General features: G+C 71.9%; 11 protein-coding genes. 5 read left to right on the plus strand and 6 right to left on the minus strand.

All coding sequences use genetic code 11. From position 1 onward, the window contains the following. Positions 1-6: 6 nt before the first annotated feature. From ACIBJC_RS13110 to ACIBJC_RS13125, 4 genes are all read right to left on the minus strand, one after another. The gene (locus ACIBJC_RS13110) at positions 7-1,299 is read right to left on the minus strand and encodes an FAD-dependent oxidoreductase (RefSeq protein ID WP_399291539.1); all 1,293 of its coding nucleotides are present in this window, start codon (positions 1,297-1,299) and stop codon (positions 7-9) included. A gap of 249 nt (positions 1,300-1,548) precedes the next feature. Further along, positions 1,549-2,505 (minus strand): LysR family transcriptional regulator, encoded by a 957-nt coding sequence (locus tag ACIBJC_RS13115; protein WP_399291541.1) that lies wholly within the window; start codon positions 2,503-2,505, stop codon positions 1,549-1,551. Continuing rightward, positions 2,502-3,362 carry an IclR family transcriptional regulator gene (locus ACIBJC_RS13120; protein WP_399291543.1) on the minus strand — a complete coding sequence of 287 codons (861 nt, stop codon included), beginning with the start codon at positions 3,360-3,362 and terminating at the stop codon, positions 2,502-2,504. The genes ACIBJC_RS13115 and ACIBJC_RS13120 overlap by 4 nt, the downstream gene beginning before the upstream one ends. 143 nt (positions 3,363-3,505) lie before the next feature. Continuing rightward, entirely contained in the window at positions 3,506-4,483 is a 978-nt protein-coding gene (locus tag ACIBJC_RS13125; protein WP_399291545.1) for a PaaX family transcriptional regulator C-terminal domain-containing protein, read from the minus strand. A gap of 167 nt (positions 4,484-4,650) precedes the next feature. On the opposite strand from ACIBJC_RS13125, the gene ACIBJC_RS13130 reads away from it, so the two are divergent. The 4 genes from ACIBJC_RS13130 to ACIBJC_RS13145 all read left to right on the plus strand — a co-directional run bounded on the left by ACIBJC_RS13130 (position 4,651) and on the right by ACIBJC_RS13145 (position 8,595). Then, a complete protein-coding gene (locus tag ACIBJC_RS13130) occupies positions 4,651-5,553 on the plus strand; it encodes an SDR family NAD(P)-dependent oxidoreductase (protein WP_399291547.1) in 903 nt (300 codons plus the stop codon). 106 nt (positions 5,554-5,659) lie between these two features. Beyond that, entirely contained in the window at positions 5,660-6,544 is an 885-nt protein-coding gene (locus ACIBJC_RS13135; RefSeq protein WP_399291549.1) for an amidohydrolase family protein, read from the plus strand. 96 nt (positions 6,545-6,640) lie between these two features. Beyond that, the gene (locus ACIBJC_RS13140; RefSeq protein ID WP_399291551.1) at positions 6,641-8,131 is read left to right on the plus strand and encodes a long-chain fatty acid--CoA ligase; all 1,491 of its coding nucleotides are present in this window, start codon (positions 6,641-6,643) and stop codon (positions 8,129-8,131) included. Continuing rightward, positions 8,128-8,595: a MaoC family dehydratase gene (locus ACIBJC_RS13145; protein WP_399291553.1), complete on the plus strand. Its 468-nt coding sequence runs from the start codon at positions 8,128-8,130 to the stop codon at positions 8,593-8,595. The genes ACIBJC_RS13140 and ACIBJC_RS13145 overlap by 4 nt, the downstream gene beginning before the upstream one ends. Positions 8,596-8,628: 33 nt before the next feature. Here ACIBJC_RS13145 and ACIBJC_RS13150 read toward each other — a convergent pair whose 3' ends face one another. Together ACIBJC_RS13150 and ACIBJC_RS13155 are read right to left on the minus strand one after the other, a co-directional pair. Further along, positions 8,629-9,381, minus strand: a complete 753-nt coding sequence (locus tag ACIBJC_RS13150) for a pyridoxal 5'-phosphate synthase (RefSeq protein ID WP_399291555.1) — start codon at positions 9,379-9,381, stop codon at positions 8,629-8,631. Between the two features lie 169 nt (positions 9,382-9,550). Beyond that, on the minus strand, positions 9,551-10,198 hold the full coding sequence (locus ACIBJC_RS13155) for a TetR family transcriptional regulator (RefSeq protein ID WP_399291557.1): 648 nt from the start codon (positions 10,196-10,198) through the stop codon (positions 9,551-9,553). Positions 10,199-10,498: 300 nt separating this feature from the next. On the opposite strand from ACIBJC_RS13155, the gene ACIBJC_RS13160 reads away from it, so the two are divergent. Continuing rightward, complete coding sequence (locus ACIBJC_RS13160; protein ID WP_399291559.1) at positions 10,499-11,455, plus strand: VOC family protein; 957 nt, start codon at positions 10,499-10,501, stop codon at positions 11,453-11,455. Positions 11,456-11,498: the final 43 nt, after the last annotated feature.

Here is an 11,498-nt window from a genome sequence, read left to right on the forward strand (position 1 = left end):
GGCTCCTCAGGCGTCCACGTTGGGGGCGAGCCGGGAACGGAGCGCGGTGCGGTCCACGGTGTGGACCGTGCCGTCCGGGCCCGCCAGATCGAGGGCGTGCGCGGCGCCCGCGCCCATGGCGGCGCACGGCCCCATGACACGGATGCTGGACAGGGCGGCGGCGTCCCCGTCGGCGCAGCGCCCGGCGGCCACGAGGTTGTCGCAGTCGGGCGAGAGCAGGGATCGGAGCGGCACGTAGTGGACGTGGTCGGCGTCGAAGGTCTCCCACACATAGCCGTCGGCCCGGTCGTGCAGTTCGACGGGCCAGGCGGTACGGGCCACCGCGTCGTCGAACCGGGTGCCGGCGCGGACCTCGTCCAGGGACAGTTGGTGCACGCCCTTGAGCCAGCGGGTCTGGCGGCGGCCCGGGAATCCGTACGCGCGGACCCGGGCGTCGCCGAACGCCTTCGGAAACTCGGCGCGCAGGAACTCCACGACCCGGTCGGCCTGATCCCGTCCTTCGAGCTGCGCGGCGGACGCCTCGACCGGGTCGAGGGGGGCGGGGATGTGGGTCATGTTGAGGACGGCGGTGCCCCGGCCGGGGAAGAAGAAGGCGAGGCCGTCCCGGCGCGGCAGTCCGTAGGCGTCGGCCCGCGCGTGGACGCGGTCGGCGAGTTCGTCACGTCCGGGCTGGTGCTCCTCGCGCAGGTGCTCCAGGACGATCTGCTGGGAGCCGTAGATGGTGCGTTCCGGCAGGCGGCAGGGGAGTCCGGCCTCCCAGGCGAGGGCCGCGTCGCCGGAGGCGTCCACGAAGCCGGGCGCGGTGACGCGGACGGTGCCGTAGCGGGTGGCGAAGGCGGCGTCGGTGATCCGGCGCCCTTCGCGGGTCACGCCGGTGAGGGACGCGCCGAGGACGACGCGGATGCCGAGGTCGCGGACGCGCCGTTCGATCCAGCGGCCGAGTGCCACCTCGTCGTAGGTGACCGTGACGGTGTGGCCGCGGTTGTGGTGCAGGTCCCCGGAGCGTTCCAGGTCGGTGAGGATGTCGTCGAAGATCCCGCGGGTGAGGCGGCGGTAGGCGGGGCCGTTGCCGAACACTCCGCAGAACAGGCCGATGAGGGAGTTGACCATCTGGCCGCCGAGCACGGGCAGGCTGTCGACGAGGACGACATTGCGTCCCAGGCGGGCCGACTCGATCGCGGCGGACAGCCCCGCGACACCGGCGCCCACGACACAGACGTCGGCGGTCAGCGGGTGACTCACGGTGCCGGCGGGTTTGGTGACGGTGTGGACCTTCAACTCGGTCAGTGCGTGCGGCATGGCTGCCTCCTGTGCGGGGCGAGTCGGGACGCGGCGGCGAGGACGGCTCTCTCGCGGCCTGCCGGGCACAGTAGGAAACCGGGGGTTGCGGGGGGAATGCCCAGGTCGATAGAGCGTTTGACTACGGGGTATCAACGCCGTTTATGGCAGGGACCGCGCGAAGGGGCCGCCGTCCACGGTCCGGTCGGCGGCCCGGCGGCCCGGCGGCCCCGGCCGCCCGCGGTGCGGCGGCCCGGCGGCCCGGTTCGGTCAGGGGCCGAGTAAGGCGGCGGCCCGTGCCACCAGGTTCCGCAGCCAGGAGTGCGCGGGGTCCTCGTCGCGGCCGGAGTCCCACCACAGGTGTTCGGCGAGGGGGTCCAGCGGGACGGGACAGTCCAGGGCCAGAAGCCCATGGGTGCCAGGGAGCGCGGCGACGAGCAGGTCCGGCACGAGGGCGACGCGCCGGGTGCCCGCGACGAAGTCGGGGACGGCACGGTAGCTCTCGACGCGTACGGCGATGTGCGGGCGGATACCGAGGGCGCTGAGCTGGCGGGTGGCCGGGGCGGCCGAGGGGTAGCCGTCGTCGCGGTGGTAGGGCACCACCCAGGGCTGCCCCGCGAGGTCGGCCACGCCGAAGGACTCGGCGGTGGCCAGCGGATGCCCCTCGGAGACCAGACAGACCCAGCGGTCCTCGAACAGCGGCCGGGACGTCACTCCGGGAGTGCGGAAGTGGCCGAGCGGCGGCGACACCATGCCGTCGACCAGGGAGATCGTCTCGACCACGTCGCGGCCGAGTGTCTCCCGTACGAGCTGGAGGTGCAGGGACGCGCAGGGGGCCTCGTCGGCGAAGAGCCGGGACAGCACGGGACCGAGGACGGTCGCCGGGTAGTCGGCCATGAGCAGGGTGAACTCGCGCCGTGAGGCGGCCGGTTCGAAGGCGCTGCCGGTCGCGAACAGCCGCTCGGCGGCGGCGCACACGGTCTCGACCTGCCCGGACACCTGGGTGGCCAGGGGCGTCAGGACATAGGCGCCCTGGACGCGTACGAGCAGTTCGTCGCCGAAGTGCCGGCGCAGCCGGGACAGTGAGGCGCTGACGGCGGGCTGGGTGACCCCGAGGCGCCGGGCGGCCCGGGTGACATTGCGCTCGCGGCACAGCGCGCGCAGGGTCACCAGGAGGTTGAGGTCCAGGTTGCCGAGCTGGGTCGTGGGGCGGGTGAGGTCGGTCATGGCGGCGAGGGGCGGGTGGTGCCGGGCGCTCCGCCCGCCAGGGGGCAGGCGGGCGGGCCGGCCGTCGCGGCTGCCGCGACGGGCGCGAGCTCGGCGCCCAGCGCCCGCGAGATGTCCCGCGCGGCGAGGGTGACGAGCGGGGCCAGGGCGTGCGGTCGCACGGTGTCGGCGTGGGCGACGACGGAGACCGCGGCGACCACCGTGTTGCCGGGCCCGTGGACGGGAGCGGCGACGGACACCGCGTCCATCGTCACCTGGCGGTCGCTGACGGCGACACCGGTGCGGCGGACCTCGGCGAGCGCACGGCGCACGTCGTGCGGGGCGGTGAGGGTGCGTTCCGTGTGCCGGTGCGGGGGCAGGGCGAGGGCGCGTTCCTGGACGTCCCCGGGCGCGTGGGCGAGCAGGACGAGGCCGACGCCGGTGGGGGTGAGGTCGAATCGGCCGCCGACACGTGTCAGTACCCGGACGGCGTGCCTGCCCGCGAGGCGTTCCACGTAGACGACCGACAGGTCTTCTCTGACGGCGAGCTGGACGTTCTCGCGGGTCAGGTGGCACAGGTCGGAGAGGTGGGGCAGGGCCGCTTCGCGCAGGCCGAGCCCGCGGGGCGCGAGCGAGGCGATCTCCCACAGGCGCAGCCCGATGCGGTAGCCGCCGTCGGGGTCACGCTCCAGTGCGCCCCAGTCGGCGAGTTCCTTGACCAGTCGGTGGGTGGTGGTCAGGGGCAGTCCCGCGTGCCGGGAGATGTCGGCGAGGCGCAGGACGGGGCGGGCGGTCGTGAAGGACTCCAGCACCTGCAGGGCCCTCGCCGTCACGGACGGATTCGCCGGGGCGGCCGGAGCGACCGCGCTGTGCTGCATGAGGGCCTCCTTGCCCTGGGGGTACCTGGGCGTACCCGGACGTGTCTCGACGTGTCTCGACGTGTCTCGACGTGCCCCGGACGCGTCCGATCTGCGGAGATCGGGGCACCCCAAGGGAAAGCTAGGCAGGGTCTCGACGGCAGTCAAGACGTCGGCGAACGTTTCTGTACGGGGAGTGCGGGGCCCGGCGCGGGGCGAGGCGCGGGTCCCGGCGCCGGGTCCCGCGCGGGGTTCGGCACCGTCTTCAGCAGCTCGGCGGCGAGTGCGCGGGCCGGCGCGTCGACCCGGGCGTCGGCCCGCCGGAACACGTCCTCGGCCGAGGACGCGGGCCAGTCGGCGGGCAGGTGCCGCACGGGGAGGTGGGGGTCGGCGCGGACGATCTGGAGCCATTCGGTCAGCAGCCGCAGCTTGACGGAGAGGGCGTCCGCCGCCGTGTCCGGGGCGGGAGTGGTGCGGGCGTCGGGACCCGGCGCGCCGTGGCCGTCGGCGAAGGCCGTCCACCGGTCGCGGAAGGCCAGGTATCCGGCGCTCGTGGCCGCCAGGTCCCAGGTGTCGTGGACCATGCGGTCGATGTCGGTCGCGGGGTCGGCGGTGGAGCGGAACACCCGGACGTACGGGCCGAGTTCCGGGTCCCCGGTGATCGTCGTGACGTCGGCGGTGCCGGGCGCGATCCACAGTCCGCCGATCAGCGGCCCGAAGCCGGCCCAGGCGAGCTGGGAGCGCAGGTCGTGGCGCTGGCGCTGCGAGGACTCGGGCAGCGAGAAGGCGAGCAGGGTCCAGACGCCGTCCCAGTGGTCGTTGACGGCGCCCCGCTTCCAGACCCGGTACTCGCCGTCGCGCAGGATCGCGGAGGCGCGTTCGGTGAGGCCGAAGTACATACGGCGGCCTTCGCGACGGCGCTGGAGCAGACCGCGGTTGACCATCCGCGTCAGGGTGGACCGGGTGGCGTGTTCGCCGATGCCGGCCCGTCCGAAGACCTCGATGATGCTGCCGGAGTAGACGCACACGTCGCCGCCGAGGACGAAGTTGCCGAGGAAGGTGAGCATCAGCGACTGGGGTCGCGGCGCCACCTCGTCCCCGCCGGTCCCGCGCTGTTCCTGATGCGTCCGCACGTCGCCCATGTCTCCCCCTCACGGCCCCTGGTCGGGGCACTGCAACGGGACCAATGTTGCGCACTCTATTGACCGATGCAAGGGATGTGCATAACGTCGCGGCAGATCGAGGGGCTTCCGCCGCACGTCCGGCGTTGCGAGCCCCGCCCTCCTTCCTTCGCAGAGGAGACACATCCATGGATCTCTCCGGCAAGGCGGCCGTCGTCACCGGCAGCGGACGCGGTCTCGGCCTCGCCTACGCCCGTGCGCTCGCCGCGGCCGGCGCGTGCGTCGTCGTCAACGACGTGGACGCCGACGCGGCGCGGGCCGCGGTGAAACAGATCACCGAGGACGGCGGCAAGGCCGTCGCCGAGCCGGTCGCCGTCGGCACCGACGAGGCGGCGCGGGCACTGGTGGACCGGGCGGTCGACACGTTCGGCCGACTCGACGTCATGGTCACCAACGCGGGTGTGCTGCGTGACCGGGTGCTGTGGAAGATGTCCGACGACGACTTCGACACCGTCCAACACGTCCACCTGCGTGGCACGTTCACCTGCGCCAGGGCCGCAGCGATCCGGATGCGGGAGCAGGGCGAGGGCGGACGTATCGTCGTCGCCGGCTCCCCGGCCGGGCAGCGCGGCAACTTCGGGCAGACCAACTACGCGGCGGCGAAGGCCGGGATCGCCGCGATGGTGCGGACCTGGGCCATGGAGCTGGCGAAGGCGGGTATCACCGCGAACGCCGTCGTACCCAACGCGGCGACCGAGATGACGAAGTCGATTCCCCTGTTCGCGCCGTACATCGAGGCGTACGAGCAGGACGGGACGCCGTTCCCCGACACGCTGCGCAAGGGGCTCGCGTTCGGGACCGCCGAGGACTGCGCGGGTCTGGTGGTGTTCCTCGCGTCCGACGCGTCCGCCGGGGTCACGGGCCAGTGTGTCGGCATCGGCGGCGACAAGCTGTCGCTGTGGTCGCATCCGCAGGAGGTCAGCGCGGCCTACACCGAAGGCGGCTGGTCGGCGGAGCGGATCGCCGCGGTCTGGCCGACCTCGGTGGGCGGCCGGCCGGAGACGTACGGCATTCCCGCACCGACGCTGTAGAACCGCACGGTCGCAGGGCCGGGCCCCCTGCCGGTCCCGGTCCCCGCAGGACCGGACTCGGCAGGACCGGACTCCGTCGGACCGGACTCCGCAGGAAGGATCACCCATGACCGGCCTGGACGTCGGCGCGCTCACCGCGATCGACATGCACACCCACGCCGAGGTCTCCTCGCGCGGGCAGGGCTCGCTCTCCGCCGAACTGGAGGAGGCGTCGAGCACGTACTTCAAGGTGGACGGCCGCCACCGCAAGCCCACGCTCCCGGAGATCGCGGCCCACTACCGCGAACGGCGCATGGCCTGCGTGGTGTTCACCGTGGACGCGGAGGCGGCGACCGGGACACCGCCCGTACCGAACGAGGAGATCGCCGAGGCGGCGGCCGAGAACCCGGATGTGATCATCCCGTTCGCGTCGATCGACCCGGCCAAGGGGAAGGCGGGCGCGAAGGAAGTCCACCGTCTCGTAAGGGACTTCGGGGTGAAGGGCTTCAAGTTCCACCCCAACGTCCAGGCGTTCTACCCGAACGACCGTGCCGCGTACGTCCTGTACGAGGCGATTCAGGAGGCCGGTGCCATCGCCGTCTTCCACACCGGCCAGACCGGCATCGGAGCCGGCGCGCCCGGTGGCGGCGGTATCCGCCTCAAGTACTCCAACCCGCTGTACGTGGACGACGTGGCCGCCGACTTCCCCGACCTGTCGATCGTGCTGGCCCATCCGTCCTTCCCCTGGCAGGACGAGGCCCTGTCCGTCGCCACGCACAAACCGCGGGTGTACATCGACCTGTCGGGCTGGTCGCCGAAGTACTTCCCGCCGCAGCTCGTCCAGTACGCGAACACACTGCTGAAGCACAAGGTGCTGTTCGGCACGGACTATCCGCTGCTCACGCCCGACCGATGGCTCAAGGACTTCGCCGCACTGCCCGTCAAGGACGAGGTCAGGCCCCTGATCCTCAAGGAGAACGCGGCCCGCCTCCTGGGACTCACCGAGGAGTGAGGGCCTGTCCGGCCGAGGTCGCCCGACAGGCTCCGCACCGCCGACCACCACACGCAGGGACGCAAGGGACGCAAGGGACGCAAAGGAGCTTCCGCAATGCGCGATCACGGCGTCGGATCCTGGACCGCACGACGCGCCCGCAAGACGCCGCACCGCACCGCGGTCGTCCACGAGGGCACCTCGTACACCTACGCACAGCTCCACGACCGCACCACCCGGCTCGCCCGTCATCTGCTCACGGCCGGGGTGCGGCGCGGTGACCGGGTCGCCTTCCTCGGCCCCAACCACCCGGCCTTTCTGGAGACCCTGTTCGCGACGGCCCGCCTCGGCGCGGTCTTCGTCCCGCTCAACACCCGCCTCGCGGAACCCGAGTTGGCGCACTGCCTCGCCGACTCCGGCGTGTCGCTCCTCGTACACACCACGGGGTTCGACGAGTTCGCCGCGGGATGCGGCACCGCCCGGACCGTCGCGGTCGGCGCCGCGTACGAGCGTGTCGTCGGCGAAGGCGGGAGCGGACCCGTACTGGACGAGCCGGTCGCCCTCGAAGACCGGGCCATGATCATGTATACGTCCGGCACGACGGGCCGCGCCAAGGGTGCCGTGCTGAGTCACGCCAATCTGACCTGGAACAGCGTCAACACCCTGGTGGACGGCGACTTCGCGTCCGACGAGGTCACGCTGCTCTCCGCCCCCATGTTCCACACGGCCGCGCTCAACATGACCTGCCTGCCCACGTTCCTCAAGGGCGGCACACTCGTCCTGGAGGAGTCCTTCTCGCCGTCCCGCACCCTCGATCTGGTGGAACGGCACCGGGTGACCGTCATGTTCGGTGTCCCCGCGATGTTCCGGCTGATCGCCGCCGAGCCACGGTTCCCCGACGCCGACCTGTCGTCCGTACGCCGGATGATGTGCGGCGGAGCACCGGTCCCCCTGTCGCTGATCCGCGCGTACGAGGAACGGGGTCTGCGGTTCGTCCAGGGGTACGGCATGACGGAGGCGTCGCCCGGTGTGTGTCTGCTCGACGCCGACAACGCGGGGCGCAAGGCGGGCAGCGCGGGCGTGCCGCACTTCTTCGGCGACGTACGGATCGTCGACCCGGACGGGAACGACACCGGGCGCGGTGAGCTGATCACCGAGGGGCCCAATGTGATGGCCGGCTACTGGGGGCTGCCGGACGCCACCGACGCGGCCTTCACGGACGGCTGGTTCCGCACGGGCGATGTGGCGGTCGCCGACGAGGACGGCTACCTCACCATCGTGGACCGGGTGAAGGACCTCATCATCTCCGGCGGCGAGAACATCTATCCCGCCGAGGTCGAGGAGATCCTGCACGACCATCCGGCCGTCGGGGACTGCGCCGTGATCGGGGTGCCGGACGCGCGGTGGGGCGAGGTGGGGCGGGCGGTCGTGGTGCTCGCGCCCGGCGCCGACGTGTCGGCCGACGCCCTCCTCGCCTCGCTGGACGGCCGGCTGGCCCGCTACAAGATCCCCAAGTCCGTCGTCTTCGCCGACGAGCTGCCGCGTTCCGGCACCGGCAAACTCCTCAAACCCCTGATCCGTACCGCCTATTCGGGAGACCTCGCATGACCGACGCCCTGCGCACCGTGACCGGACTCGACGAGATCAAGGCTCTCGGCGGCGCCGATCTCGGCCGTACCGACTGGCTGGAGATCACCCAGGACCGCGTGAACACCTTCGCGGACGCGACCGGGGACCACCAGTGGATCCATGTCGACCCGGAGCGGGCGGCGGCCGGTCCCTTCGGCGCACCCATCGCCCACGGCTATCTGACGCTGTCCCTGATCATCCCTCTCTTCACCGATCTGCTCGCGGTCGAGTCCGTCTCGATGAGCATCAACTACGGCCTGGACAAGGTGCGTTTCCCGCTTCCGGTGAAGGTCGGCGCGAAGATCCGGCTGCACGGCACCGTCGACGAGGTCCATGAGGTGCGGGGCGACGGGGTCGAGATGCGGCTGACGTTCACGGTCGAGGTGGAGGGAGAGGAGAAGCCGGCGTGTGTGGCGTCGGCGATCTACCGGCACTACGCGTGACATACGCCACCGGACAGCGCGAGGGGCGCGGGGTCACGGCCACAGCAACTCGCGTACCCAGGTGCCGGCCGGGGCCTCCTGGGCGGGGCGGCGGTAGCGCAGGCGTACGTGGCGGCGCCGCTCCTCGCCCTGGAAGAACTCCACCTCGTCCGGGACGAGGACGTACTCCGTCCAGGTGGGCGCCTCGGCGGTCGGGTCGTGGCGGGCCCGGTCCCAGGCCGTCCGGTTGGCCTCCGCCAGTTCCCGTGCGGAGCCGAGCACCTCGCTCTGGCGGCCCACCAGGGCCGCGGCCAGGGCCCCCGTCGAGCGGTTGCGGAGATCGGCGGCGGCGTCCCGCGGGGGCGCGGTGCGCACCGTACCTCTGAGGCGTACGGCCCTGGCCTGCGTGGGCCAGTAGAAGCCGAGGGCGGCCTCGGGGCGGGCGGCGAGCTGGCGGCCCTTGCGGCTGGTGGTGTGCGAGGCGAAGTGCCAGCCCTGGTCGTCCGCGTCGTGCAGCATCAGCGTCCGTACGTCGGGGCGGCCCCGCTCGTCGGCGGTCGCGAGCGTCATCGTGTGCGGCTCGGGCTGGTGCGCGGCCACCGCCCGCGCGAACCACCGGTGGAACAGGGTCAGCGGGTCCCCGGGCGCCGTGGCCGGGTCGAAGGCGGGCAGCGGGGAGCCGTCGGTGTCCCAGACGCGCTGGGCGCGCAGCAGGATCCGGAAGGTGTCCTGGGAGATGTCCTGGGAGACGTCCTGGGAGGTTTCCCGGGGGTTCCGCGCGGAGTGGCCGTTGTCGTTGTCGTCCATGCGGGACATTCAATCCCCGTACGCGTTCCTGGTACGCGTTCCTGTACGTGTTCCTGGTACGGGAACGCCGACGGGGATCAGTGGGATGACCCCCGTCGGCGTGACAGGACGGAGAGAGGGCACGCCCGTACCGTGCCCGCCGGCCAGTGCGCCGGATCGTTTCGGCGCGTTACTTCGTGGGCTTCTTGCCGGTCATGCCGAGATGGACCAACAGGGCCAGGTTCGGCTTCAGTTCGGTCTGCTTCACGCCCCAGCTCTGGAAGCCCTTCTGGTGCGAGGCCACCGAGGCGAGCATGACGACCAGCGAACCGGCCACCGCCGCCGGGCTGACGTCCTTGTCGACGCGTCCCTTGGACTGGAGCTCCGCCACCGACTCCGTGAGGGAGTTGGTCACGGAGTTGAGGATCTTCAGACGGATCTTGTTGAACCGCTTGTCGCCCTCCGCCGCGCCCAGGTCGACCACCCGGAGGATCGCGTCGTGTTTGCGCCAGAAATCGAGGAACCCCTCGACAAGGTCTTCCGACGTCTGCCACCCGGCCTTGCCGACCCAGGAACGGCCGGAGACCAGACCGGTCAACCCGGTGCCCTCCTTGGCCATCTCCTCGGCGATTTCGAGGACGGCGCCCTCGACGTCCGGGAAGTACTGGTAGAAGGTCGCTGGTGACGTGCCCGCTTTACGGGCGACGTCGATGACTTTGACGTCCCGGTACGGCGAGGATCTGAGCATCTCGCCGAGGCAGTCGAGCAGCTTCTGCCGCGTCGCCTGTCCGCGTCGACCAGCCACGCGGCCGTCGACGGTGCGCACTTGTCCTGTCATGTCGTCAGCTTACCGAGGGGTGATCGGAGCGCGATTCGGCCGACTGCAAATGGGGAACCGGCCATCTCCCGCACGGCCGAGCCGGGCCCGGGGCGCGGGTTGTCCACAGGTTTAGTGTTATCAACAGCCTGTGGACAACGTCGGTGGATAACTCGGGGTGGCGACGGCTTCACCCTGGGACAATGAGCCAATTGTTCGATTTCTTCGGCTTGCGTTTCCGGCCAACCCGCACCAGCTTTGCTGTGACGGGCGCCACACGCCGGTGGCGTACGCGGCGCCGCACAGGGAAGGATCCGGTCCATGGCCGCATTCGCGGATGGCACGCCGTGCTGGGTGGATGTGTCGCTGCCCGACCTGGCGGCGGGCAAGCGCTTCTACGGGGAGCTGTTCGGCTGGACCTTCGGCCGGGGCGCCGGCGCGGAGTACGGGCACTACACGGAGGCGTTCAGCGACGGGAAGCGGGTCGCGGGACTGGTCGCCAAGCGGGACGGCAGGATGCCCACCGCCTGGGGCGTCTACTTCGCCACCGCCGACGCCGTCGCGCTCTGCGGACGGATCGTCGAGGCGGGCGGCCGGCTCGTCCAGGAGCCGGTGGCGGTGGGGCGGTCCGGCGTCCTGGCCCAGGCGGCGGACCCGGCCGGCGCCGTCTTCGGGCTCTGGCAGGCGGGTGACGACACGGGGTTCGAGAAGAAGGGCCTGCCGGGATCCTTCTGCTGGACGGAGGTCTACACGCGGGACAAGGCGCGGGTGGACCCCTTCTACGAGGGCGTCTTCGGCTTCCGGGGCACGGACGTCCCCGGCGGGGACTCCGGCGTCGACTTCCGGCTGTGGTACCCGGCGGGCGCGGCCCCCGGCGCGGCGGGCGCCGTCGGCGGGCGCAGCGTGATCACGGACGCCTTCCCCGCGGAGCTGCCGGGCCACTTCCTCAGCTACTTCTCCGTCGCCGACTGCGCCAGGACCGCGGGTACGGCGGTCCGGCTGGGCGGCCGGATCACCGCGCCGCCCTTCCCCATCGCGTCCGGCCGGATGGCCGTCCTGGTGGACGACCAGGGCGCGTCCTTCGCCGTCCTGGAGGAGAGCCGGGACGCGCCGGGGAACGGAAAGAACACGCGGGGGGCGGAAGAAGCGGAAGACTCGGAGCGGGCGCCGGAACGGAATGCGCCGGAGCCGCCCCTGACGGAATCGGCCCCGGAATCCGTATCGGAGCCCGAGCCCCGCAGAAAGTGGCGGCGGGGCCGGAAACGGACCGGCGATTGACGGACGACGGGACTTCGGCCCCGGAACCGGGGGAGAATCCCCG

Source organism: Streptomyces sp. NPDC050509 (assembly GCF_044457965.1).
Taxonomy (GTDB): domain Bacteria; phylum Actinomycetota; class Actinomycetes; order Streptomycetales; family Streptomycetaceae; genus Streptomyces.

Coding starts and splice junctions, on each gene's coding strand:
- ACIBJC_RS13110 (WP_399291539.1), bottom strand. CDS start 1,299: ATGCCGCACGCACTGACCGAGTTGAAGGTCCACACCGTCACCAAACCC.
- ACIBJC_RS13115 (WP_399291541.1), bottom strand. CDS start 2,505: ATGACCGACCTCACCCGCCCCACGACCCAGCTCGGCAACCTGGACCTC.
- ACIBJC_RS13120 (WP_399291543.1), bottom strand. CDS start 3,362: ATGCAGCACAGCGCGGTCGCTCCGGCCGCCCCGGCGAATCCGTCCGTG.
- ACIBJC_RS13125 (WP_399291545.1), bottom strand. CDS start 4,483: ATGGGCGACGTGCGGACGCATCAGGAACAGCGCGGGACCGGCGGGGAC.
- ACIBJC_RS13130 (WP_399291547.1), top strand. CDS start 4,651: ATGGATCTCTCCGGCAAGGCGGCCGTCGTCACCGGCAGCGGACGCGGT.
- ACIBJC_RS13135 (WP_399291549.1), top strand. CDS start 5,660: ATGACCGGCCTGGACGTCGGCGCGCTCACCGCGATCGACATGCACACC.
- ACIBJC_RS13140 (WP_399291551.1), top strand. CDS start 6,641: ATGCGCGATCACGGCGTCGGATCCTGGACCGCACGACGCGCCCGCAAG.
- ACIBJC_RS13145 (WP_399291553.1), top strand. CDS start 8,128: ATGACCGACGCCCTGCGCACCGTGACCGGACTCGACGAGATCAAGGCT.
- ACIBJC_RS13150 (WP_399291555.1), bottom strand. CDS start 9,381: ATGGACGACAACGACAACGGCCACTCCGCGCGGAACCCCCGGGAAACC.
- ACIBJC_RS13155 (WP_399291557.1), bottom strand. CDS start 10,198: ATGACAGGACAAGTGCGCACCGTCGACGGCCGCGTGGCTGGTCGACGC.
- ACIBJC_RS13160 (WP_399291559.1), top strand. CDS start 10,499: ATGGCCGCATTCGCGGATGGCACGCCGTGCTGGGTGGATGTGTCGCTG.